General features: G+C 38.4%; 21 protein-coding genes. 6 read left to right on the forward strand and 15 right to left on the reverse strand.

Annotated features, from left to right (window positions below; all coding sequences use genetic code 11):
• Complete coding sequence (locus JL102_RS10395; RefSeq protein ID WP_202244333.1) at window positions 1-2,034, forward strand: OmpA family protein; 2,034 nt, start codon at window positions 1-3, stop codon at window positions 2,032-2,034.
• Window positions 2,035-2,086: 52 nt separating this feature from the next.
• Here JL102_RS10395 and JL102_RS10400 read toward each other — a convergent pair whose 3' ends face one another.
• Entirely contained in the window at window positions 2,087-3,280 is a 1,194-nt protein-coding gene (locus JL102_RS10400; RefSeq protein ID WP_202244334.1) for a proline dehydrogenase family protein, read from the reverse strand.
• Between the two features lie 81 nt (window positions 3,281-3,361).
• Between JL102_RS10400 and pheA the strand changes: the two genes are divergently transcribed.
• Entirely contained in the window at window positions 3,362-4,444 is a 1,083-nt protein-coding gene (gene pheA / locus JL102_RS10405; protein ID WP_202244335.1) for a prephenate dehydratase, read from the forward strand.
• A 28-nt stretch (window positions 4,445-4,472) separates the two neighbouring features.
• Window positions 4,473-5,513, forward strand: a complete 1,041-nt coding sequence (aroB, locus tag JL102_RS10410; RefSeq protein WP_317191632.1) for a 3-dehydroquinate synthase — start codon at window positions 4,473-4,475, stop codon at window positions 5,511-5,513.
• Here aroB and JL102_RS10415 read toward each other — a convergent pair.
• The gene (locus tag JL102_RS10415) at window positions 5,510-5,683 is read right to left on the reverse strand and encodes a hypothetical protein (RefSeq protein ID WP_202244336.1); all 174 of its coding nucleotides are present in this window, start codon (window positions 5,681-5,683) and stop codon (window positions 5,510-5,512) included. The genes aroB and JL102_RS10415 overlap by 4 nt on opposite strands.
• A gap of 98 nt (window positions 5,684-5,781) precedes the next feature.
• Between JL102_RS10415 and aroA the strand changes: the two genes are divergently transcribed.
• Complete coding sequence (aroA, locus tag JL102_RS10420) at window positions 5,782-7,014, forward strand: 3-phosphoshikimate 1-carboxyvinyltransferase (protein ID WP_317191633.1); 1,233 nt, start codon at window positions 5,782-5,784, stop codon at window positions 7,012-7,014.
• Here aroA and JL102_RS10425 read toward each other — a convergent pair.
• The 5 genes from JL102_RS10425 to JL102_RS10445 all read right to left on the reverse strand — a co-directional run bounded on the left by JL102_RS10425 (window position 7,003) and on the right by JL102_RS10445 (window position 12,152).
• Window positions 7,003-7,788 carry a helical backbone metal receptor gene (locus tag JL102_RS10425; RefSeq protein WP_202244337.1) on the reverse strand — a complete coding sequence of 262 codons (786 nt, stop codon included), beginning with the start codon at window positions 7,786-7,788 and terminating at the stop codon, window positions 7,003-7,005. The genes aroA and JL102_RS10425 overlap by 12 nt on opposite strands.
• A gap of 312 nt (window positions 7,789-8,100) precedes the next feature.
• The gene (locus JL102_RS10430; RefSeq protein ID WP_202244338.1) at window positions 8,101-8,625 is read right to left on the reverse strand and encodes a YfiR family protein; all 525 of its coding nucleotides are present in this window, start codon (window positions 8,623-8,625) and stop codon (window positions 8,101-8,103) included.
• 154 nt (window positions 8,626-8,779) lie between these two features.
• Complete coding sequence (locus JL102_RS10435; protein ID WP_202244339.1) at window positions 8,780-9,850, reverse strand: M42 family metallopeptidase; 1,071 nt, start codon at window positions 9,848-9,850, stop codon at window positions 8,780-8,782.
• A 13-nt stretch (window positions 9,851-9,863) separates the two neighbouring features.
• Entirely contained in the window at window positions 9,864-10,562 is a 699-nt protein-coding gene (locus JL102_RS10440) for an SDR family oxidoreductase (RefSeq protein ID WP_202244340.1), read from the reverse strand.
• Window positions 10,563-12,152, reverse strand: a complete 1,590-nt coding sequence (locus tag JL102_RS10445; protein ID WP_202244341.1) for an acyl-CoA carboxylase subunit beta — start codon at window positions 12,150-12,152, stop codon at window positions 10,563-10,565. It lies immediately after the preceding gene.
• Window positions 12,153-12,282: 130 nt separating this feature from the next.
• Between JL102_RS10445 and JL102_RS10450 the strand changes: the two genes are divergently transcribed.
• Complete coding sequence (locus JL102_RS10450; RefSeq protein ID WP_202244342.1) at window positions 12,283-13,200, forward strand: Ppx/GppA phosphatase family protein; 918 nt, start codon at window positions 12,283-12,285, stop codon at window positions 13,198-13,200.
• 58 nt (window positions 13,201-13,258) lie between these two features.
• Window positions 13,259-14,338 carry an Ldh family oxidoreductase gene (locus JL102_RS10455; protein ID WP_202244343.1) on the forward strand — a complete coding sequence of 360 codons (1,080 nt, stop codon included), beginning with the start codon at window positions 13,259-13,261 and terminating at the stop codon, window positions 14,336-14,338.
• A 219-nt stretch (window positions 14,339-14,557) separates the two neighbouring features.
• Here the strand turns inward: JL102_RS10455 and ftsZ are convergent, their stop codons facing one another.
• From ftsZ to mraY, 8 genes are all read right to left on the reverse strand, one after another.
• On the reverse strand, window positions 14,558-16,138 hold the full coding sequence (gene ftsZ, locus JL102_RS10460; RefSeq protein ID WP_202244344.1) for a cell division protein FtsZ: 1,581 nt from the start codon (window positions 16,136-16,138) through the stop codon (window positions 14,558-14,560).
• 38 nt (window positions 16,139-16,176) lie between these two features.
• Complete coding sequence (ftsA, locus tag JL102_RS10465) at window positions 16,177-17,484, reverse strand: cell division protein FtsA (RefSeq protein ID WP_202244345.1); 1,308 nt, start codon at window positions 17,482-17,484, stop codon at window positions 16,177-16,179.
• A 58-nt stretch (window positions 17,485-17,542) separates the two neighbouring features.
• Window positions 17,543-18,307 (reverse strand): cell division protein FtsQ/DivIB, encoded by a 765-nt coding sequence (locus JL102_RS10470; protein ID WP_202244346.1) that lies wholly within the window; start codon window positions 18,305-18,307, stop codon window positions 17,543-17,545.
• Window positions 18,291-19,691, reverse strand: a complete 1,401-nt coding sequence (murC, locus tag JL102_RS10475; protein WP_202244347.1) for a UDP-N-acetylmuramate--L-alanine ligase — start codon at window positions 19,689-19,691, stop codon at window positions 18,291-18,293. Before murC ends, JL102_RS10470 begins: the two co-directional genes overlap by 17 nt.
• A complete protein-coding gene (gene murG, locus JL102_RS10480) occupies window positions 19,688-20,797 on the reverse strand; it encodes an undecaprenyldiphospho-muramoylpentapeptide beta-N-acetylglucosaminyltransferase (RefSeq protein ID WP_202244348.1) in 1,110 nt (369 codons plus the stop codon). Before murG ends, murC begins: the two co-directional genes overlap by 4 nt.
• A gap of 5 nt (window positions 20,798-20,802) precedes the next feature.
• Complete coding sequence (locus tag JL102_RS10485; RefSeq protein ID WP_202244349.1) at window positions 20,803-21,963, reverse strand: FtsW/RodA/SpoVE family cell cycle protein; 1,161 nt, start codon at window positions 21,961-21,963, stop codon at window positions 20,803-20,805.
• Window positions 21,960-23,318, reverse strand: coding sequence for a UDP-N-acetylmuramoyl-L-alanine--D-glutamate ligase (gene murD, locus JL102_RS10490; protein ID WP_202244350.1), 1,359 nt, complete (start codon window positions 23,316-23,318; stop codon window positions 21,960-21,962). Before murD ends, JL102_RS10485 begins: the two co-directional genes overlap by 4 nt.
• A gap of 199 nt (window positions 23,319-23,517) precedes the next feature.
• A complete protein-coding gene (gene mraY / locus JL102_RS10495) occupies window positions 23,518-24,726 on the reverse strand; it encodes a phospho-N-acetylmuramoyl-pentapeptide-transferase (RefSeq protein ID WP_202244351.1) in 1,209 nt (402 codons plus the stop codon).
• Window positions 24,727-24,731 lie beyond the last annotated feature (5 nt).

Raw genomic sequence — 24,731 nt, forward strand, 5'->3', positions numbered from 1 at the left:
ATGATCAAACATTTTATTTATATACTCATTACATGTCTAGTTCTTACTAGCCAGGCCAATGCTCAAAAAACACTATGGGCATCTAAAGTTATTGAATTTTCATCTGAAAGAAAGACACCTATTCACCTGGCCCAATTGGCAGGAGAATCATATAAGGCGAGTCAAATTCTAGGAGAACCAGACATTTATCCTGGCAGCCAGGGCTCTAGCCGGGCTTGGACTCCGCAAAAAACGGACAAGGTAGACTACATTAAAGTAGGTTTTGCTGAGGCCATACAGATTCAGCAAATAGCCATTGCCGAATCTATTAACCCTACAGCAATATGGAAAGTCTACGCTTATGATGAAAGCGGCAAGGAGCACTTTATTAACGAGTTTACTCCTAGAAGCATCCCTCTAAAAGGCAGAATCCTCAATATTTTCACTGATCTAACCCCTTATAAGGTAACAGCAGTAAAGGTAGAAATCAACGGGAAGACTGTACCTGGTTATAATGGAATTGACGCAATTGCAATATCAGACTCCCAGACGCCTATAAGAATAGATATGAAAATTGCAGATGGCATTTATAAGTCTGTTCAAGCTCAAAAGTTAAGTGATAGCATCAACAGCCCTTACAAAGATCTAAAACCGCTACTTACACCCGATGGTAAAACCATGTTTTTCAGTCGTGTAGGGGACCCTGAAAATATTGGAGGGGCAAATGACTTGGAAGATATATGGTTTTCAGAAAAAAACAGTGACGGTGAATGGTTGAAAGCAAAAAATATAGGAACTAGCCTTAATAACAAGGGACCCAATTTTATTTGCAGCGTCACACCCAAAGGTGATGGTTATGTCCTTTTGTTAGGAAACCGTTACTTAAAAAACAAAATGACTCAAGGTCTTTCCATTGCTACCCAAACTAAAGAAGGGCTTTCTGGTATAGAACCAGTCATTATCGAAAATGAGGAAAATTTCTCTCCTTTTGCTAATTACTATTTGGGGATTAACCAACAAATTATCATTATGTCTGTTCAAAGAAGAATTAGCATAGGTGGCCGTGATCTATACGTTAGCTTCAAGCAAGAAAATGGACACTGGTCTACTCCTAAGAATCTTGGCAGCACTATAAATACTATAGACGAAGAGTCCTCCCCTTTTTTGGCAGCTGATGGTAAAACATTATATTTCTCATCTAAAGGCCATCTAGGTTTTGGGGGTAGTGATGTATATGTATCCAGAAGACTTGATGACACATGGACCAACTGGAGTACGCCAGAAAACCTGGGACCGTACATTAACTCTGCTGATGACGAAATATTCTTTCACTTGGCATATGACAGCAAATATGCCTATTACACCAGAGGCAACGGAGAAGATGCAGATATATATAAACTGGAACTACCTGCTTATGAACTCCCAGACCCTACTGTAGAGATAAATGTTAAAGTCATCAATAAAAACACACAAGAACTAATACCTGAAGCCAAATTAGTAGTTTATAACAAAAGCATGGATATAGCCGAATGGCGTCCTTCCACAGATAATAGCGGAATCTTTGACTTCATAATTCCAAAGGGGTATGCCTATGAAATTTTCGCTAAAGCTAGCCAATTCCTATCTGTAGATACTCACCAGATAGATCTAACTAGAGTATATGAAAGTGATACATTAGAGTATGTATTACACATGACTCCCATAGAAGTGGGAGAAAGGGTGCCTTTAGACAATATCTATTTCGACTTTGACAAAGCTACCTTACGAGATGAATCAATACCACAATTAAACAAGGTCATTAGGTTCATGGAAGAAAACCCAAAAGTAACTATTCAGCTAGATGGCCATACCTGTTCTATAGGCTCTAAAAGCTACAATCAAAAGTTATCTGAAGACCGCGCGAAATCTGTAATGAATTATCTTTTAAAGGAAGGGATAAAAAAGAAAAGAGTTTCTTCTTTAGGTTATGGAGAAGCTAATCCTATTGCTTCTAATCAATCAGAAACTGGTAGGGTTAAAAACAGACGGGTGGAGTTTGTAATCACTAACAAATAATACATCTAGGGCTTCACCTTACAATCTGTTGATTGTAAGGTGAAGCCCTTCTTTAATTATCTTTTTTCAATTCTCTTCTTCTCTTCATTTCAGCCCTTATTAATGTAAGCTCTCTACTACTTTGCCCTTCTACTGATGTGTTTTCAGTAGCCCTTCTAAACAAATAGGGCATAACCGCTCTCACTGGGCCATAAGGCAAATATTTACCCACATTATACCCTGCTTGCGCCAAGTTAAATGAGATATTATCACTCATACCGTACAGCTGAGCAAAGAAAACCCTAGGATCGTCATTTTTCATACCATGCTTTTCCATTAGCAAGGTAAGGTAAAGGTTACTGTACTCATTATGAGATCCACACATAAAGCTTATTCGCTGTTTATTATCCATGCAAAAAGAAAGTGCTTCATTATAATCCTTATCCACCGCATCTTTATTAGCATGGATAGGACTCTTGTACCCCTTATCTTCGGCTCTTTCTCTTTCCTTTTCCATATAGGCACCTCTCACCAGCTTGGCTCCTAGGTGATAATTACCCATAGCAGCATCATGAAATGCTTTTTTCAAATTGCCAAGCATATCTGACCTATATAACTGATAGGTATTAAACACTATCGCCTTTTCCTTATTATACTTGGCCATCATTTCATATACTAACTCATCAATAGAATCCTGTATCCATGATTCCTCGGCATCAATCAAGATAGGAACATTATGTTGATAGGCTGCCTCACAGATATCTTCTACCCTACCCTTTAACTTCTCATAATTACTATGATCCTTCTTATTAAATTTTTCCTTTGATTGTCTCTTTCTCAAAGCAGATGTAGAACCTATACCTGTCACTTTAAACACGCTAAACGGAATACCTTCCGTTTTAGAAGCAGTAACTATAGTATCTATAATCTGCTTTTTCACCTTCTCATAATTGCTAGTAGTATCAACACCTTCAACCGAATAATCAAGAATAGAACCTACATTATACTCATTTAATTCTTTTATCGATTTTAAACTATCCTGAATAGTTTCTCCTCCACAAAAATGTTCGAACACTGTTCTCTTAATAATCCATTTTATTGGCAAGCGCATCGCAAGTGCTGCTTTTACTGCCACCATAGAAATCTTAGATATGTGTGGATTATTTACCACTGAAAATACAAAGTTGGCCTTAGCCAATGCCTTATCAGATTTAGACTGAAATGCTACTGCCGTATCGTTAAAAGATATGTTAGATTTTAATTGCATAGTAATGAATAATTGTGCGAATATATAATATTAATCATTTAGCTCTCTCTTCTTTCAATTTTTAAATATCTTTATTCCGCGATGAAACAAGTTGTAAACATAGACGAACTCAGAGACAAAATAGACTCCATAGATCATCAGCTTTTAAAGCTACTTAATGAACGTATGGAACTCGTGAAAACAATAGGTCATATTAAAAAAACCACCAACGCGAGTATCTACCGCCCAGAAAGAGAAAAAGCCATCATAGATAGACTAACCTCTGACAGCAAGGGAATGTTAGATAAAGGAGCGATTGAAGCCATATTTCTTGAAATTTTTGCTGTTAGCCGAAATATCGAGCTACCGGAAAAAGTTGCATACTTAGGGCCTGAAGGTAGCTTTACTCACCAGGCAGCAGAAGCCCGATTTGGTGCCATGGGCGAATATATTAGCCTTAAAACCATTCAATCGGTCTTTGAGGCAGTAAATACCGAGCGCGTAAGGTTTGGAATCATCCCTATTGAAAATAATCAGCAAGGCATGGTTAGCGATACAATTAATGTTCTTTGTGAATATGACATTAACATAGTAGCTGAGGTACCTATGCCTATCCAGTTTTCATTTGCTTCAAAAAATGAGAATATAAAAACCATCAAAAAAGTATACTCTAAAGACATTGCTTTTAAACAGTGTGGTAAATTTGTAGATGAATATTTTGACAAAAGTGTAGAGCTTATACCAGTAGAGTCTACCTCCAAAGCCTCCAAACTAGCTTCTGCAGAAGAAAATTCCGCGGCCATATGCTCTCATATCGCGGCTAAAATGTATCATCTGCCCATTTTATTTCAAAACATTGAAGATAGCCCTGACAACTATACCCGCTTTTTGATCATTAGTAAAAACTTCAATAATGTATCTAGCGGAAATGACAAGACTACAATTCTTGTAAAGCTATCTAACGACAATGAACCAGGTAGTCTAGCCTCATTCCTTCAGAGTTTTCATGAAAACAGCATTAACCTCACTAAAATAGAAAGCTACCCGGCAAAAGAGGGGAAAGGCTTCAAATATTGGTTCTTAGTAGAATTTGAAGGGCATAAGGACGATGAAAAAGTGAAAGTAATTATGCAAGATCCTAACATCACTGTAAAATGGCTAGGTAGCTACCCAAAATTCTGTTAATAATTTCAAATCATCAAAAAGTTTATTCGTGGAAATAAGTGAAAGCATAAAATTCACAGAGAAAGCGGCGGAAGAATTGATAAACCTTCTCAATACCAGCAGCTATAATAAAATAGCTGTTCTAGTAGATGAAAATACCAAAGCTCACTGTTACCCTCTACTGGAAGCTCACCTTCCGCAGCATTTACTCATTGAAATAAGCAGTGGAGAAAGCCATAAAACTCTTGATACCTGCACCTTAATATGGCAGGAACTTACTGCTACTGCCTTTGATCGTAAATCATTATTTATTAATCTAGGAGGAGGGGTTATTGGTGATATGGGCGGCTTTTGTGCCAGCACGTACAAAAGGGGCATAGATTTTATTAACATCCCCACAACTTTACTATCTCAGGTAGATGCCAGCGTAGGAGGAAAGTTAGGGATAGACTTCAATGGGTACAAAAATCATATTGGCCTATTTAAAGACCCTGTTGCAGTTATTATCGATCATTTTTTCTTAAAAACACTCCCTGCAAATGAACTTCGCTCAGGTTTTGCTGAGGTGATCAAACACCATCTCATTGCTGATAAAAACGGATGGAGCAAGTTACAAACACATGCCTTCCCTAATATCGACTGGACGGAATGTGTGAAACACTCTGTGAAAATAAAATCGGGCGTAGTAGACAACGACCCTTTAGAATCTGGTTTGAGAAAAATTCTAAATTTTGGTCATACTATTGGCCATGCTATTGAAAGTTATTTACTCAATAATAATAGAGCGGTGTTACATGGAGAGGCTGTAGCGGCAGGAATGATTTGCGAGAGCTACTTAAGCCTAAAACGTGGATACATAAACAAAGAAGAACTTCAGGAAATAGAAACCTATATCCTAAGCATATTTGATAAACTTAATATTCTAGAAGCTGACCTCGAAGGCATCAATCAATACCTCGTTCAGGATAAGAAAAATAAGGAAAATAGAGTAATGGCTTCTCTACTTCAAAAAGTGGGAGAAGCTAATTGGGATATAAGCATATCAAATACAGAAGCTAATGAGGCTATTATATACTATAATAACCTTTAAATATAATATGCTTCTATATCATCATTTATATCAGCAATCTTTCTTTGTGAAGATTTTAAATCGGATGATCTGGTGGGTAAAGTATTTCTTCCCCTTCCTGCAGAAGCTACTGTTAAAAGAGCGCCTACAGATAAACTTAAAGCTAAAGCCAACCTTCTTCTGTTTTTCATTTTCTTAAAACTGTTGTTTTTTCTTAGTATAATGTCATAAATAATGCCATTTTTAAAAACGCTGACTTAAGCCAATTGTTACATTAATATTTCGAATCGTGGACATAAAAAAAATCTCAATAAAAAAACATAACAAACTACAGCCTACTACTATATCATTGCCAGCATCAAAAAGCATTGCTAATCGGGCTTTAATCATAGATGCGCTATGCAAATCACAGTCTGACATTAAAAATATTTCAGAGGCCAGAGATACTCAAACCATGCTGCGTCTACTAGCCTCTAACGATGCAACCTGGGATGTGCTGGATGCCGGAACCACAATGAGATTTCTAACTGCTTTTTCAGCTGTTACTCAAACCGAAAAGATATTAACCGGCACACCCAGAATGCAGGAAAGGCCAATAAAGGTATTAGTAGATGCACTAAGTAAGCTTGGCGCTAATATTACTTATTTAAAGAATGAAGGGTACCCTCCTATTAAAGTAAATAAAATAGAGAATCAGGTTACTGATCGACTGGAAGTTCCTGGTAATATCAGTAGCCAATACATATCCGCCTTATTAATGATTGCCCCAATATTACCTCAGGGCCTTGAAATACAGCTCATTGGAGAAATAGGGAGCAAGCCATACATTGATATGACGCTAGCTGTAATGAAGTCTTTTGGTGTAACTGCCAGCTGGGAAGGAAGCAGCATTATTATAACGCCACAACAATATCAACCAAACCAATACACAGTAGAGCCCGACTGGTCAGCTGCCAGCTATTGGTATAGCTTTGTCGCCCTTTCAGACGAAGCCCAGATAGTACTAACAGACCTCAAGGATAACTCCATTCAAGGAGACAGGAAAATGGCAGATTTCATGACTGACTTAGGTGTTACTACCACCTTTACAGAAGAAGGAGCCGTTCTCACTAAAAGCACTCATAAAAAACAGGCCAGCATAGACTTCACCCATTGTCCTGATTTAGCCCAAACAGTAGCTGTAATCTGCGCCATCAAAGGAATAGAGTGCCACATGACAGGCCTTGATAGCTTAAGGATAAAAGAAACCGATAGAATTAGTGCATTACAAAATGAATTAGGAAAATTCGGAGGACAACTAACAGAAAATTCCAGCCAGTGGACATTAATTCCAGCCACTGAACCTTCAAAATTAAGCACCCCTGAGTTTGACACCTACCATGATCATAGGATGGCTATGGCTTTTGCTCCTTTAGCTACTCATTTTGACATTACGATCAATGATCCTTCTGTGGTAAACAAATCATACCCAAGCTATTGGGAGGATGTAAAAAAAGCAGGTTTCGAAATATTAGAATTGTAAAGAATTGAAATAAGAGAGAGCTTGGATTATTCTAGATCCATACCAAGAGAACATTTCACCATCTACCAGATGAATATTTGAAAGAGCACTTACCCTTTCAAGTTCTCTTTTATGCTTTTCTTTAAAAGGAAATGGCTCTGAAGATAGCAATATCAAATCAGGCTTAAGCTCATTAATTTCCTCCAAAGATAATTCAGGATACCTTGGCACTTCTTTAAGCACATTTTTCAATCCTAAAGTCTCTAGCACGTTATTAATATAGGTATCTCCTCCCACAGCCATATATGGTTTTCTCCAAATCAGATAAAGTACTCTTTTAGCCTCCCTTTTATGGAGACTCTCCAGCCCATTATTGATCTTATCAATAATACTTTGTGCCCGTCTTGCCCTGCCGGTAATAGCACCTATATCTCTGATCATTTCAATAGCCTCTGGAATGCTCTTGATATCAGTAAGTAAAAGTGAGTATTTAGTTTGAAGGAGTTCTATTCCTTCTTTATAGTTCTCTTCTTTATTGCCAATAATTAAGTCAGGAGTGAGTTCATCAATAACATCAAACTTAAAGTTCTTTGTTCCTCCTATTTTGGGAATAGACTTAGTAAGCTCTTTGGGGTGTACACAAAATTTAGTAACACCTATTATTTGATCTTGAAGTTCTAAGTTAAAGAGAAGTTCTGTGATGGAGGGCACTAGGGATATGATCTTCGGGCAATGAGGCCCCTTCCCCTCATTACCCATATGATCATTAAGCTCTTTTATTGCATAACTTTGCATATTACAAAGTTAGGGCAACACTAGTTATATTAAAAAATAAGCCTAACAAGCTTCAATCAGACTCTGGTGGACAAGTTAAAAAAATTTGGTATCACGGTGGTAAAAGCTTTTAGCTTTTACCACCTTTAGCTTTAATAAACTCAATTAGTCCACCTAGTTATATCAATCGCATTTTTTTTACACCTGCAAAGTTCCTTTTGCAATGTTACATAGCACTAATACAATGATATATTGAGAATAAGGCTAATGATACCAATAAGTTTAAAAAATGATTATCCTTGATTAACTTAAAAAATGATTATCCTTAATCAGCTATATCAAGATTGCCATGCTTGACAACTGACCTGAAACTTTTAATTGAGACTGCTCAATAACTTTTTGGTTCAATTCGAAAGCCAATTTGTTATTTACAGTTCTAAAATTGATTCCGCTACCTTTTTGCCCTAAGCCCGGTTTATCTGTAATTATAAGTGTAGAGCTATTAGACAATTTACCTCTGATTTCGTCGAAGTCTTTGCTACTTCCCTTAGCCACGTACAAGATGTGGCAAGATGAAATTTCAGAAGGACTATTAAATTTCTTTACGACAAATTTTTTGTTACCACGTAACTTGCCGCCATACCACGTATTCAACGTGTTATACACCTCATCATCACCTATTACAGCAATAACAAAATTTTGGGACTGATCTGAACTTGGCCATTGGATATACTTGATGAAGTTATAAATCATCATCGAGTGAATCTCATGAATTGGCCGTCCTTGTGCACGAGTGGTTCCGAAGAACGCTACCAGCATAAATGCTGTCAACAGAGTTGTAGATTTTAATATTTTCATAATTCTTTACTAGTTGGACTCTTACCCAATAACCAAAGCCAGTGCCAATCATGAAAACATCTTTAACGCGTAATAAAAGGGGTTTTTAGAAGAGTTAAAAAGTGAAATATTCCCAATTAGAGATTTTAATTCTCTAATTGGGAGGTAATGTTTTTTATTTTATGTATCGAAAATCCTGACCATCTTGAACATTTAACAAGAATTGGTATATAAGCTGGATTACATTTTCTACATCAGCTCTATGAACAGTTTCCACGGTAGTATGCATGTATTTCAGAGGCAGCGATATTAAAGCAGAAGCCACACCTTCATTAGAATAAGCAAAAGCATCAGTATCCGTACCCGTAGCCCTAGAAGCCGCTGCCCTTTGGAAAGGGATATCATTTTTTTCAGCAGATTCAATGATAAGCTTCAGCACATTATTGTGCACTGCAGGGCCATAAGTGAGCACTGGGCCATCACCAGCCTTTTGTAATCCATTTTTAATACGATCATATAGTGGTGACGTAGTTTCATGACAAACATCTGTAACTATAGCCAAATTCGGCTTTATCCTCTCAGCAATCATTTGTGCCCCTCTAAGACCTACCTCTTCCTGTACAGCATTAACGATGTACAAGCCAAAAGGAAGCTCCTTTTTATTTTCCTTCAGCCTTCTTGCCACTTCGGCTATCATATAGCCACCCATGCGGTTATCTAGCGCTCGGCCTACCAAAAAGTCCTTTCCTAGCTCCATTAGTTCATCATCGAAAGTCATAACACTTCCTACATGAACACCCAGCTCTTCCACCTCTTCTTTATTATTACAGCCAATATCAACTATAATATTTTTCAAAGTAGGTTTTTCTTCGTTTTCTTTATTTCTAACATGTATAGCAGGCCAGCCGAAAACACCTTTCACAATGCCATTTTCAGTATGAATATTTACTCTCTTAGAAGGTGCTATCTGATGATCAGATCCTCCGTTTCTCTGCACGTAGATATACCCCTCATCATTAATATAGTTAACAAACCACGAAATTTCATCGGCATGAGCCTCTATTACGACCTTATATTTAGCTGAAGGATTTATTACACCTACCACAGAACCATAAGTATCTGTGAAATACTCATCGATATAGGGTTTTATGTATTCTAACCATATTTCCTGACCTGATGACTCAAAACCAGTAGGTGAAGAATTGTTTAAGTACTTCTCTAAAAATGATTTACTCTTATTATCCATTCTTTGTTTTTATTTATATAACAGACCTTGTAAGGCCTCCATCTACTTTTATATTTTGCCCGGTGATATATGCAGCATCATCCGAAAGTAAAAATTTCACTGTTTTTGCCACTTCTTCCATAAGCCCCTGCCTTTTCATAGGTATTTTATTTACTATTTCTGCAGTTGCTTTAAAGCTATTAATATAACCAGGCAGTACATTATTCATTCTTATATTATTAACAGCAAATTCATCAGCATAAAGTTTAGCATAATTAGCTAATCCTGCTCTTAAAACAGAAGAAACAGGAAATGCCGCAGAAGGCTCCGTAGCAGCAAATGTAGAAATATTAACATAGACGCCTGATCCTTGCTTTTTCATAATAGGCGTAACTAAAGCTGCCATTTTTGCCACATTTAATAAAACCAGGTTTAAGCCATGATGCCACTCTTCCTCAGAAATCTCTAAAAGACTTCCTCCTGCCGGATGCCCTGTATTATTCACCACGCTATCAATTCTTCCGAATTTTCCCATAGTGAGATTAACTAGCTTTTTGAGATCACTTTTTTCAGTAACAGATCCTTGAACCCCTAAGGCTCCTAACTCTTCAGCCAGCATCATCACTTTTTCTGACCGTGACAATAGGGCCAATTCATATTCAGCTTTTAATGCTATAGCGCATGCTCGTCCAATACCCCCACTGGAACCGGTAATAATTGCTACTTTTTTCATTTACAACGGTATATTGCCATGCTTTTTCCTAGGCAAAGTGGCTACTTTATTCTCTAACATTTTAAATGCTCTGATCAGCTTAGACCTGGTATCTTCAGGCAGAATCACTTCATCAATATATCCACGATGTGCAGCACGATAAGGGTTAGCAAACTTACCGGTATATTCATCAATTTTCTCCTGAAGCTTAACTTCTGGGTCATCAGCGGCACTTATTTCTTTTCTAAATATAATTTCTGCGGCACCTTTGGCTCCCATTACAGCTATTTCTGCCATAGGCCAAGCATAGTTCATATCTGCGCCTATGTGTTTAGAGTTCATTACATCATAAGCCCCACCATAGGCTTTTCTGGTAATAACGGTAATACGTGGAACTGTAGCTTCACTGAATGCATATAGAAGTTTGGCTCCATTCGTGATTATGCCGTTCCACTCCTGATCAGTACCTGGTAAAAAGCCGGGTACGTCTTCCAGTACCAACAAGGGGATATTAAAACAATCACAAAACCGAACAAAACGAGCGCCTTTGGTACTGGCATTTATATCTAACACTCCCGCCAATGAGGCCGGCTGATTTCCCACTACACCAATACTACGCCCTCCTATCCGTGCCATGCCTACTACTATATTTTCAGCAAAATTTTCATGCACTTCTAAAAAGCTATCTGCATCTACAATACCATTGATGACTTCCTTCATGTCATAGGGTTTATTAGGATTATCTGGAATAAGATCATTCAGCTTAGCCACTGTTTCATCTTCCTTCACTTCATATGGATATACAGGTGCATCTTCCTCACAGTTTTGAGGAACATAAGATAGCAGTTTTTTTATCTCATTTATACAAACGGCTTCATTGGCACAGGCAAAATGCGTTACTCCACTTTTAGTGCTATGGGCACTAGCCCCACCTAGCTCCTCTGCTGTTACATTCTCCTGAGTTACGGTTTTAACTACATTAGGCCCCGTTACAAACATATAAGAGGTGTTTTCCACCATAAAAATAAAATCTGTTATGGCTGGTGAGTACACTGCTCCTCCGGCACATGGCCCCATTATGGCAGAAATCTGAGGAATAACCCCAGAGGCCATGGTGTTTTTAAAGAAAATATCAGCGTATCCTGCTAGTGACACCACTCCTTCCTGTATCCTGGCTCCACCTGAATCATTCAATCCAATTATAGGAGCTCCGTTTTGCATAGCTAAGTCCATTAACTTCACTATTTTCTCAGCATGTGTTTCTGATAAAGAGCCGCCAAAGACTGTGAAATCTTGCGAAAAGACATATACTAGCCGGCCATTTACAGTGCCATAACCCGTAATCACACCATCACCAGGGTAATATTGCTGATCTAGACCAAAATCTTTACAGCGATGCATTACAAACTTACCGATCTCCTCAAAAGAGCCTTCATCTAACAGCAAGTGTATTCTCTCTCGAGCGGTGAGCTTCCCTTTATCATGCTGGGTCTGAATTCTATCTTCTCCCCCTCCTAAAAGTGCTTCTTTTTCTTTCTCTTTTAGTAAGGCATACTTTTCCTTGTTAGTAGGCAGAGTGTAAACAGGCTTTTTTGATTTCTTTTCGTCCATTTTTCATGAGTTAGTCTATATCAAATATAAAGAAATTGATATGGATAAACTTGCTTAGAATACATTTTCCCGTCATAAAAGAGTAAGAGCCAATAGAGTTTACTTAACTTCGAACAAATTTTTATTATATATGAACAAAGTAGCCATCATTGATTGCGGAACTAACACTTTTCATCTACTTATAGCTGAGTTAAGTAATGGTTCTTTTAATATTTTATATTCAATAAAGACTCCGGTACGAATTGGAAAAGGAGGTATTAGCAATGGTATGATCATGGATGATGCTGTACTGCGTGCCACTAAAGTACTTAAGAGTTTTTCTGAAACCATTCAAAAATATGAAGTGACTGATATACGCGCTTTCGCTACCAGTGCTTTCAGAAATGCTAAGAATGGGGAAGAAATTAAGCTGCAGATAAAAGAAGTTACAGGAATAGACATTCAGATTATTTCAGGAGATGAAGAGGCTTCACTAATTTTTTCAGGGGTAAAAGCAGCGGTAAAGCTAGGCAGTGCCCCTTGTTTGATCATGGACATAGGAGGCGGCAGTATTGAATTTATCATTGGCACAGAAAAAGAAATGCTTTGGAAAAGAAGCTTTGAAGTAGGAGCCCAAAGACTTTTAGATCAATTTCATAAAAACGACCCCATAACTGAAGAAGAGATCAGTGATCTGGAATCATATCTTGACAAGCAACTAGCCCCTTTGCTTGAAGCTATTGAAACACACACACCAACAACCTTGGTAGGCTCCTCCGGCACCTTTGACACGCTGAGTGAGATATATTGCAGAAGCAAAAATATAGCTTTTGCAGAAACCTCAAGCGAACTACCTCTAACCTTGCAGGCTTACGAAAATATTCATAAAGAATTACTCATTAAAAACCGTGATGAGCGTATGAACATTCCGGGCATGATAGAGATGCGAGTAGATATGATAGTGGTAGCTTCTTGTGTAATTAACTGGTTATTAAGGAAGAGTGTATTTAATAAGTTGAAAGTTTCTACTTACTCCCTTAAGGAGGGGGCACTGTATGAGCTATCTTAAGCTATTTTAACCGTCTGATCTCACAATACTTGCATGATATGCCTTAAATTTGCGAACTATGGAGGATAACATATATTCTGAAAGCAAATTAAGAGAATTTACAGAGGCTGTATTTCTAAAAATGGGATGCAGCGCTGAAGATGCTGAAAAAGCCACAGACGTATTACTCAAAGCTGACTTACGCGGCATAGACTCACATGGTGTGGCCCGATTAACGGGTTATGTAAGACTTTGGGAAGCAGGGAGAATTAACCCAACGCCAGAGGTAACGATAGTTCATGAAACGCCAAGCACTGCAGTAATAGATGGAGACGGAGGTCTGGGACTAATAGTAGCCATTAAAGCTATGGAAATAGCCATGAAAAAGGCCGAGCAAGTAGGTACAGGCTGGGTGAGTGTTAAAAATTCAAATCACTTTGGTATAGCTGGCTATCATGCCATGCTGGCAGCAGAAAAAGATATGGTGGGAATGGCTATGACTAATGCCAGTCCACTAGTAGCACCTACCTTTGCTACCGAACGCATGCTAGGCACTAACCCAATAGCTGTGGCCATACCCACTGCCAAACAACCTATGTTTGTTGCCGATATGGCCACTACTACTGCAGCAAATGGTAAGCTTGAAATTTTGCAAAGACAAGAAAAAGATGCCCCTGTAGGCTGGATTCAGAACAAAGAGGGTAATAATTCCACTAATCCTTTTGAGCTTAAAGACGGTGGAGCTTTACTTCCACTAGGCAGCGACAGGGAACACGGCAGCCATAAAGGTTACGCCCTGGGTTCTATTGTAGATATTTTTTCAGCAGTATTTTCAGGAGCCAACTATGGCCCATGGGCACCTCCTTTTGTGAGCTTTTTACCACTGGCCAAAGATCCTGTAGGAGAAGGGCTTGGGCATTTTCTCGGAGCAATGCGTATAGATGCTTTTAGACCAGCGGAAGAGTTCAAACATCATATGGATAACTGGATAAGCAGATTTAGAGACACGAAGGCTGTAGAAGGTAAGACAGTACTTATTCCTGGTGACCCTGAGAGAGAAGCTGAAGCTAAAAGAAAAACTGATGGTATACCTCTCAACCCTAAAGTGGTAGCTGACCTCAACGAGGTAGCTGAAAAGATGGGACTTTCTTTACTTTGATTATATAATTAAGATAAAAAACAAGGCCGTTTTTTAAAAGAAGCGGCCTTATTTTTTGCCTGTTCTCACCCCGCTTTTAATTAGGGCAAGAAACCTCCTGTTTAACACCAGAAGGCTTAGCTTAAAAAATGACACTACAGCGCCGACCTATAATTTACAACCAACAACCACTACAAAATTGGAAGCAAGCCGGCTCTGCTGTATATGTCAATCAATTTTTTAATCTACATTGTCATGAAGAAATCTATTATTACCTAAAATCTGATTATCATCATTCAGGTTATATTTAGATACATGAGGCTCAGAAGAATGAGGTACATTTTGCAGTCTGATGTCTTTTCTAAGATAAGCAGGCACATCCAGCTTCTCTTTAAATTCATCGGCATTCATCTCATTTCTATTAAGCCCTTTCAATCGATCTATTCTTTCCTGAGCCTTTTTACGCATAACGTCTTTAGTGCTCTTGTTGAGATCCATCATACCATCATCATTAATAAGCTGATCAGAGCCATCACCTTCCTGCATGAACTCGAACTCATCTTCTAACTCAGAAAATAGGCCATCGTCACCGTCATCATCATTAAAATCAGAATTTACGGGACTAGTAAAAGAGTAGCTTCTATTTGGTTCTGAAAATTTATTATCAAAAGATGAAGCATCATTACCATTATTGATATTGCGCTTAGTAATTTCTCCTGAATTATGATTTACAGAATTATCATTATCAAACATGTTTATCTGCTTATTAGCATCTAAATCATATACCTTACGAGCCGACCCTTCCTCCTGCTGCTTTTTTTCTCTATTCTTTGGCAAGTAGGCATGATCATGGTCGAACCCCGTTGCAATTACAGTTACTCTAATGCTATCTCCTAAATCAGGATCTACACCATGGCCGAATATCACCTCAGCATCATCTCCAGCTTCTTCCTGAATGTACTCGGTAATTTCAGTAAGCTCATCCATTTGTAGCTCAGCCTGCTCACCAGAAATAATAGAAAGCAATATTTTCTGTGCTCCATGAATGTCTTTGTTATCCAACAGAGGTGAAGCTAAAGCTTCTTCAGCCGCTTTTCTAGCTCTGTTTTCTCCTTTAGTTTCTGCAGACCCCATTACTGCGGCACCTGCATTGTGCATTACAGTGCGCACATCTTGAAAGTCAACGTTAACATAGCCAGCCACCGTAATTATTTCTGCAATACCTTTAGCTGCGGTAGTTAACACGTTATCAGCCTGAGCAAATGCAGTACCGATAGAGAGATTTCCATAGATTTCTCTCAGTTTATCATTAAGAATTACCAGCACGGTATCACAACTTTCTTTTAGAGAGTTGATCCCCGCTTCAGCCTGATTAGCCTTTTTCTTTCCTTCAAAACCAAATGGAGCCGTAACGATACCCACCGTAAGGATATCCATTTCTTTAGCTATTTTGGCGATTACAGGAGCAGCTCCGGTTCCGGTACCACCTCCCATACCTGCTGTAATAAATACCATTTTAGTATCATTTCCTAACAGGTCTCTAATATCTTCTTTACTCTCTAGAGCAGCATTTTTACCTACTTCAGGGTTGGCTCCTGCCCCCAGTCCTTCGGTAAGGTTAACCCCTATCTGTATTTTACCTGGAACAGAACTTGTTTTCAGGGCTTGTGAATCTGTGTTACAAACTACAAATTCAACATCTTTAATACCCTGGCTAAACATGTGATTAACAGCGTTGCTCCCTCCGCCACCAACTCCAATCACCTTTATGATGGACTTGTGATGTTTGGGTATATCAAATTTATAAGCGTTTTCAGACATAGTATTTTTTGTTTAGTGGTTGCAAATTTTTGACCTTCTTAATAATCATTTTTACTATCCAAATCGTCGATCAAAAGGCCTTTAGTTTTATTTAAAATCTTACTGAAGAAGTCTCCACTTCCAGCCTTTTTCTTCTGTTGTATACCGGGACGTCCGGATACCTTCACCTCATTGTATCTGTTTTCTCGCTCATCAAGAGCTCTAAAGCCAGACAGCACCAACCCAACAGAAGTAGCATACATAGGACTCTTCACTATGTCCATCTTGCTTCTGCCAAGATGTTCATTAGGATAACCTATGCGGGCATCCATGCCAGTCATATACTCTACCAGTTGCTTTAGACAGCTGAGCTGCCCACCACCACCAGTGATCACAATGCCACCGGCTAATCTGTTTTCAAAACCAGACGTAATAATTTCTGTATGAGCCAGTTCTACAATCTCTTCCATCCTTGCCTCAATAATGTGTGCCAGGTTCTTAACAGAGATCTCTTTCGGCGCACGATTTCTAATGCCAGGAATAGAAACAATTTCATTAGGACTTGCCTCTTCAGCAATAGCCTTACCAAATTTAGTCTTCAATACCTCAGCCTGGTGCTGCATTACCATACACCCCTGTTTTATATCTGAGGTAATAATATTCCCTCCAAAAGGTATCACTGCTGTATGACGAATAATATTATCATGGAAAATAGCAATATCAGTAGTACCACCACCAATATCAATAAGGCAGATGCCTGCTTCTTTTTCTTCGTCACTTAGCACAGCCATACTAGATGCTAATGGCTCTAAAATCAGATGTTCTATCTCCAGACCTGCTCTTTTCACACACTTATTAATGTTATTAATAGCATTAGTCTGTGCAGTAATAATATGAAAATCAGCTTCTAGCTTTACACCAGACATACCTACAGGATCTTTAATACCATCTTCATAATCTACTGTATAGTCCTGTGGCATAACGTGAATAATTTCACTGCCAGGAGGAATTACAATCCTGTACATATCATTATTGAGGCGATTGATATCCTCAATAGTAATTTCATCATCCTTGGTATTACGAGTGATACTTCCATGATGTACAGAGCTTCTTATGTGCTGACCAGCTATACCTACATTAACAACTCTAATATCAATACCTGATTGATCTTCTGCCTCACGAACGGCCTTCTCAATAGCATTTACCGTTTTGTCAATATTTGTAACTATGCCTCTGATCACTCCATCTGACTCGGCCTTACCCATACCAAGAACTTCCAGCTTGCCGTACTCATTCTTCCTTCCTACTATGGCGCAAATCTTGGTGGTGCCGATATCGAGCCCTACAACGATTTTATCATTTTCCATGGTTGTAAATTTATTTTTAAGTGGTTGTTTTCTTTATTTCTTTTATTTCTTACTATCGTTATTCCGCTATTATCTGTCCCTCATATTCCAGGTTTACCCTTGTATAAGTATTCCATCCTTTTTGCGGTAAGATGTGATCGTAGAATATTTTTAACTTTCTAAACTTTCTTTCCAAATCTTCAGGCTTACCAAACTCCACATACTGCTTTGTTACCTGAGGATATAAAAGCACATTTAATTTTTTATCGATATCAATCTGAGCTATCTGTGCCTTCCAGAATTTGTCATTATTGATATATCTTATTAAATCATAAATCTTCTTTCCTTCATCAGTAGAGGTCAGATCATGCTTTACCAGCTCCCTCCCGTAGTCTCCACTAATGAGCGTGACTCTAGATGTATATTTGCTAGAAACAGGCAGAACCGCTCCATCTTCAGAGATATAGGCATCCGGACCTTGGTTTTGAATAACACGAGCTAATGGACGACGAAGCTCTACCTTAACTAAAAGATTACCTTTTAAATCTTTATAAATCTCAGCTTCTTTGATGAACTTGTCCATCTCCACACTTTGCTCTATGTCTCTAAGGTTCAACTCTTTAAAGCTAGTACCCTTCACTGCTTTATTTCCATTATCAGTCATAAGGGCCAAAACATCAGCCTCATCTACATAATAGTTTTCATACTGATTAGCAATTCTAATCACTACATCTTTACATACTTCTCCACTTTGCCTGCTATCAGTAAAGCCAATAACAGATATCAGCACCACACCTGCTATAAGCAGCTTAGCCCCGATCTTCATCTTATACTTCTTTAACATGATACCTGCTCTTTAACATTTCTTTAATCGGCTCCACCAGCTTATCTATATCTCCCGCTCCGATGGTGGCCACTACTTCTAGTTCTTTTTCTTTTAAGTTATCTATCAGCTGCTCTTTAGAACACTGCTCTTTTTTATTAATAGTAATATTATCTAACAAAAGTTTTGAAGAAACTCCTTCAATAGGTTCTTCTCTGGCCGGGTAAATATCTAGCAAGATGACTTCGTCAGCCAAGCTTAGGCTTTCTGAAAATTCATTAGCGAAGTCCCTAGTTCTTGTAAACAAATGTGGTTGAAAAATAGCTGTTACTTTTTTATCAGGATACAAGGCCTTCAATGAACTTAAAAAAGCCTTAATCTCTACCGGATGATGAGCATAATCATCTACAAAAACTATTTGCTCAGATCTCAGCACATATTCAAACCTCCTTTTTACTCCCAGATACGACTCCACTCCCTTACGAATATCTTCCTCACTCAACCCCAACTCTAGACCTATGGCTATAGCTGCTGTTACATTCTCCACATTATGAAAGCCTGGAACCCCAAGCCTCAATCCTTCTATCTTAACCTGCGCATCTTGATAATCAAATTGAAAAAAGCCATTATCTAAGGTGACATTATCGGCGAAAAACTCACCGTACTCCATTCCATAGGTCTTGACTTTTCCTTCGAATGAATCATCTACAAGCTCATTTACTATTTTATTATTTATGTATAGCTTTCCATTATGTCTTAATTTATGTATAAAGTCTTTAAACGAATTCTGAAGTTTATTCTTATCTCCATAAATATCCAGGTGATCAGCATCAGCTGATGTCACCACGGCTAAATTGGGAGATAACGTCAAAAACGACCTGTCAAACTCGTCAGCTTCTACCACGGCTATTGCTTTATCAGTATTATTAGCTATGAAATTAGAGTTGTAATTAGTAGCTATTCCTCCCAAAAACACTGTAATATCCTTACCTGCCGATTTCAAAATATGCGACACCATAGAAGACGTGGTAGTTTTACCATGCGTTCCTGCCACCGCCACTGTAAAAAACTGCTCACTAATAAGTCCGAGCACTGCCGATCTCTTCTTAATTTCATATCCAAGATCTTTCAGATGGTTATATTCCTTATGTGAAGCAGGTATAGCCGGGGTATATATCACCAGGCTGCTTTTCTTATCATCTATAATCTCTGCAGGAATATTTTCTATCTTATCTTCATAATGAATAACTATACCCTCCTCTTCCAGCCTTTTGGTAAGAGCTGTAGGCGTACGATCATAGCCGCTTACCTTATAACCATTATGGGAGAACCACCTGGCTAAGGCACTCATACCAATACCTCCTACACCTATAAAATACACGCTATGGTAGCTATCCAACTTCAATTCAGTATACTTATCAATTCGTTTACTATATCATTTGCTGCATTAGGCCTTCCCATATTCTTAATATTAGCTCCTAATGCTGTTTGTCTTTCTTTATCATTTAAAAGCTTCAATGCTTCCGGAATCAACTTCTCCTTTGCTTCACTATCTTTAATCATTATAGCAGCATCTATCTGTACCAAAGCCATCGCATTCTTTGTTTGATGATCTTCCGCCACATTAGGAGAAGGTATCAAAACCACTGGCTTACCTACCAGACATAACTCCGAAATAGACAATGCACCTGCTCTTGATAGTATCAAATCAGCTGCTGCATAAGCCAAGTCCATCTCTTTTATAAATTCCATTACCCTAATATCCGTCAGATCAAAGCGCTCTGCCTTACCCTTCATTTCGGTATAATAGAACTTACCCGTTTGCCAAATCAGTTGCACATCAGCATCTAGTACCTTTTGCAACTGATCGATAATACTATTATTTATCGTTCGAGCCCCCAAGCTTCCTCCGAGAACGAGAATAGTTTTCTTACTTGATGAAAAATTAAAATGCTTTAATGCTTCATCTCTTTTTTCATTCACTTTTAAAATATCCCTTCTAACAGGATTACCGGTGAAGACTATTTTCTCTTCAGGGAAATATTTTTCCATCTTATCATATGCTACGCATACTTTTTTGGCTTTATCTCCCAACCTTTTATTAGTAATTCCTGCGTGAGAATTCTGCTCCTGAACCATAGCAGGAATACCCTTAGCAGTAGCAGCTAACATAGTAGGCCCACTAGCATATCCTCCGAAGCCAATCACCGCATCAGGCTTAAACTGCTTTACCAATTTCTGAGCCTTCATATAGCTAGAGATAAGCTTAACAGGAAAAAGCAGATTATCTATGGTTAGCCTTCTTTGAAGTCCACTTATCCAAAGCCCCTTTATTTCATAGCCAGCTTCCGGAACTTTAGTCATTTCCATTTTACCTTCCGCTCCTACAAAAAGAATTTCAGCATCAGCATAGCGATGCTTAATTTCATTAGCTACAGCTATAGCAGGATAGATATGACCACCCGTGCCACCACCACTAATAATAAATCTATATGGTCTGTTTTTACTCAATCTATTTACGCCGCTCTCGCTACATTTTTTGTTATCCCTGAACTTTCCTTCCAGCTGGTATCGGTCTCTCCACGGCTCACACTTAGTATTATACCTAGTGATAAACCTGTAAATAATAGAGATGTACCTCCCATACTCACCATAGGTAGTGGCAAACCTGTAACTGGCCCAAGTCCCACTACAACCCCCATATTCACCAAGGCCTGTAACACTAATGAGAAACTTAGCCCTGCAGACAACAGCCCTCCATAAGCTCGCTCACTCTTTACTACGGCCTTCATGCCTCTGGAAAGTAGCACCAGATAAAGTACTAGCACTACTACGCCGCCCACCATACCATATTCTTCTATGATTATTGCATACACAAAATCTGAATACGGGTGAGGCAATATATTTCTTTGCTGACTTTGACCGGGCCCTTTACCTGCAACACCACCAGTAGCTACAGCCAAGCGAGCTTGCATGGCCTGAAAAGGCAGCTTATCCTCATTTAAAAAGCTCTCAATACGACTTTTTGCAGTCTCTCCTCTCACTCCAAATTTCAATGCTACAACGCCAGAAAGTGTTCCTACAAAAACCAACATAGCCAAGTATTTTACAGGCACCCTACCTATAAACATGATAAGCATACAGGTGAGGAATAATAAAATGGCTGATGACAGGTTGGTTAATGCTATTAAACCACAAATAACGCCACACCAGATCAGTATAGGAATCAATGACTCTTTAAAATCTGCTATGTTTTGCTGCCTTTTGGATAGCATGCTGGCCAAGCTGGTTATCAAAGCCAAACTAGCTAAGTCTGAAGGCTGAAAAGTAGCATGAATAATAGGAACACTAATCCAACGGGAGGCATCATTTAGACTTACTCCGTTAGTAAATGTATATAGCAATAATGGCACACTCACCCACAAGGCAAGTCTGGATATTCTTGAATAATACCTATAATCCACTCTGTGAGCCAGCCACATAGCAAAAAGCCCTACTCCAATAAGGATAGTATGCTTTAGCAAGTAGCTCTCAGGATTTTTCATATGCTTAAAAGCCAATGTACCTGTAGCACTATACACCACCAAAATACTGATGAGTGACAGCGCAAACACCACAGCCCAGATCACAGGATCTCCCTTCAAATGCTCATCTACCCATGCCTTGATCTTAGTCATTGCTCAATTTTCTTACTTTCAAACTCTTCTTTCAATTCTAATACTGCCTTTTTAAACTGATCTCCACGATCTATATAATTATTAAAAAGGTCGAAACTGGCACACGCAGGCGAAAGTAATACCACATCATGCGCCTCCGCATATTGCAATGCAGACCGTACTGCATCTTTTATATTAACTGTTTCCAGCAAATCTATTATCTGATCATGAAAAGCCTCTCTCAGTTTGGTGTTGTCTTTTCCAAGACATATTAATGCTTTTACTTTAGCATTAACACGCTCCATGATCAAGTTATAATCATTTCCTTTATCGACTCCTCCGGCTATCCAAATCAGCTGCTCACTAAAGCTATCTAATGCATACTTTACTGAGTCTACATTGGTTGCTTTAGAATCGTTTATAAAATCCACTTCATTGATAGTGGCCACATACTCTAGCCTATGAGGCGCATTTTTAAAGCTTTTTAGACCTTTACGAATCGCTTGCTCACTTACTCCAACTATCATTGCCGCCCTTATGGCAGACATCATATTGATGGCATTATGTGGACCTCTTAGGGTAGTTTCCGCCTGACTGACAACTATATCATTGCCAATATTCATCTCTGTTCCTGAAAGATAGTTTTCTGCCTTTTCTGTAATAGACACAGGGTGTTTAACTCCTGAAAAACTACTCTCAGCAAGTCCATTTATTACCAGTTCATCATCTGAATAAAATATGAAATGATCTGTCTCATTCATATTCTTAATTAACCCAAACTTAGAATCGACATAATTAGATAAATCGTAATTATATCGATCAAGATGATCTGGTGTAATATTTAAGAGAACCCCCACAAATGGCTTAAAAGACTTCGTACCATCAAGCTGGAAGCTGCTCATTTCAACTACATAGTAGTCAAAAGAATCTTCTATCACCTGTTTGGCTAGGCTATGCCCTACATTACCCGCCAAGCCTACACTAAAACCCGCTTCTTTTAGCAAGTGGTAGGTTAGTAGAGTAGTGGTAGTTTTACCATTAGTGCCAGTAATAGCAATAATAGACGCTTGAGTAAAGCTAGATGCAAACTCTATTTCATCAATAATTTCAATTTGCTTCGCCTTACACTTTTGAATGATGTCTGCTTTTTCAGGTATACCAGGGCTTTTGATAATAATAGAAGAACTAAGAATTTCTTCTTGAGAATGCACACCCTCTTCAAAGACAATAGCTGCGGCTATCAGCTCTGCTTTATAGCTGTCTTTGATAGTGCCGGCATCAGAAACAAACACATCATATCCTTTAGCTTTCGCCAAAAGAGCTGCGCCTGTTCCGCTCTCTCCCGCTCCTAATATGGTTACCTTATTTTTTACCATTCAATTTGTAACTGTTCCATCTCTCTTATTGATGCGAAAATCATCGAAAAGCGTTTCCTCATGGGATTGGTTGCTCTTTTCAGTAATTCCGTCATCAATGAAAATAACTTTAAATAAATGTCTGCTACTGTTATCATTATCAAGAAGTTAATTTTTGCACTTTCTTATAATTCCAACATCACTAGCCTCTACGAAAATTCTACCTCAGCTTAAGAGTAGCCAAACTTATAATGGCCAATAGTATTCCTACTATCCAGAACCTGGTAACTATTTTCGCTTCATGTAAATTTTTCTTTTGGTAATGGTGATGTAGCGGAGACATTAAAAATATCCGTCTACCTTCTCCATATTTTTTCCGAGTGTACTTAAAATAAGACACCTGCAGTATTACTGATAGGTTCTCAATAAGAAACACCCCACATAATATAGGAATCATTAATTCCTTTCGCACTACTAATGCTATTACGGCAATTATTCCCCCTAAAGAAAGACTTCCAGTGTCTCCCATAAAAACCTGAGCTGGATAAGAATTGTACCACAAAAAGCCCAAACAAGCCCCTACAAACGCAGTGCAAAAAATCACCACCTCTCCCAAATTGGGAATATGTAAAATATTGAGATAATCACTGAAATCCACCCTACCAGATAAGTAGACAAAGATGGCCAGTGTAAGCCCAATAATGGCGGATGTACCCGCCGCGAGCCCATCAATACCATCAGTAATATTAGCCCCATTAGATACTGCAGTGATAATAAAAATCACGATCAGCACGTAAATCAGCCAAGTATAATCATGACCTAAAAAGGAGAATACATTATCATAATCAAGTTCATTATCTTTAAAAAAGGGTACAGTAGTTTTGGTAGACTTTACATCTTCATATTCTCTCACTATTTCATTATTCTCTACAATACGTGTATCAGAATATTCTCTGATCACCACATCATCATTAAAGTAAAGCGTTACTCCCACTATGAGGCCGATGCCTATCTGACCTACAATTTTAAATTTACCGGCTAAGCCATCTTTATTCTTTCTGAATACCTTTATATAATCATCGAGAAATCCGATAATACCCAACCATAGTGTAGACACTATCAATAATATTACATACACATTATCCAACTTGGCAAAAAGCAGAACAGGAATGAGAATACCACTCAAAATGATAATCCCTCCCATGGTTGGTGTTCCCTTTTTTTCCATCTGCCCTTCAAGGCCAAGATCTCTTACCGTTTCACCTACCTGCTTCCATCTGAGATAGTTGATAAGCTTTTTTCCGAACGTGATAGTAATTAACAAAGAGATAAGCGCAGACATACCTGCACGAAACGAAATGTATTGAAATACACTCGCTCCAATCAAATCAAAATGTTTCTCCAGATAGTCAAAAATATAGTATAACATCTATC

It is taken from the genome of Fulvivirga sediminis, from assembly GCF_016757215.1.
In the GTDB taxonomy this organism is placed as follows: Bacteria; Bacteroidota; Bacteroidia; order Cytophagales; family Cyclobacteriaceae; genus Fulvivirga; species Fulvivirga sediminis.

Bases quoted from the DNA above. Each gene is read 5' to 3' on its own strand.
- murD (WP_202244350.1), bottom strand. From the start codon at position 23,318: ATGGTAAAAAATAAGGTAACCATATTAGGAGCGGGAGAGAGCGGAACA.
- JL102_RS10485 (WP_202244349.1), bottom strand. From the start codon at position 21,963: ATGACTAAGATCAAGGCATGGGTAGATGAGCATTTGAAGGGAGATCCT.
- ftsA (WP_202244345.1), bottom strand. From the start codon at position 17,484: ATGGAAAATGATAAAATCGTTGTAGGGCTCGATATCGGCACCACCAAG.
- JL102_RS10455 (WP_202244343.1), top strand. From the start codon at position 13,259: ATGGAGGATAACATATATTCTGAAAGCAAATTAAGAGAATTTACAGAG.
- JL102_RS10445 (WP_202244341.1), bottom strand. From the start codon at position 12,152: ATGGACGAAAAGAAATCAAAAAAGCCTGTTTACACTCTGCCTACTAAC.
- JL102_RS10435 (WP_202244339.1), bottom strand. From the start codon at position 9,850: ATGGATAATAAGAGTAAATCATTTTTAGAGAAGTACTTAAACAATTCT.
- mraY (WP_202244351.1), bottom strand. From the start codon at position 24,726: ATGTTATACTATATTTTTGACTATCTGGAGAAACATTTTGATTTGATT.
- JL102_RS10400 (WP_202244334.1), bottom strand. From the start codon at position 3,280: ATGCAATTAAAATCTAACATATCTTTTAACGATACGGCAGTAGCATTT.
- JL102_RS10440 (WP_202244340.1), bottom strand. From the start codon at position 10,562: ATGAAAAAAGTAGCAATTATTACCGGTTCCAGTGGGGGTATTGGACGA.
- JL102_RS10425 (WP_202244337.1), bottom strand. From the start codon at position 7,788: ATGCAAAGTTATGCAATAAAAGAGCTTAATGATCATATGGGTAATGAG.
- JL102_RS10415 (WP_202244336.1), bottom strand. From the start codon at position 5,683: ATGAAAAACAGAAGAAGGTTGGCTTTAGCTTTAAGTTTATCTGTAGGC.
- JL102_RS10395 (WP_202244333.1), top strand. From the start codon at position 1: ATGATCAAACATTTTATTTATATACTCATTACATGTCTAGTTCTTACT.
- JL102_RS10470 (WP_202244346.1), bottom strand. From the start codon at position 18,307: ATGTTAAAGAAGTATAAGATGAAGATCGGGGCTAAGCTGCTTATAGCA.
- JL102_RS10430 (WP_202244338.1), bottom strand. From the start codon at position 8,625: ATGAAAATATTAAAATCTACAACTCTGTTGACAGCATTTATGCTGGTA.
- pheA (WP_202244335.1), top strand. From the start codon at position 3,362: ATGAAACAAGTTGTAAACATAGACGAACTCAGAGACAAAATAGACTCC.
- JL102_RS10450 (WP_202244342.1), top strand. From the start codon at position 12,283: ATGAACAAAGTAGCCATCATTGATTGCGGAACTAACACTTTTCATCTA.
- ftsZ (WP_202244344.1), bottom strand. From the start codon at position 16,138: ATGTCTGAAAACGCTTATAAATTTGATATACCCAAACATCACAAGTCC.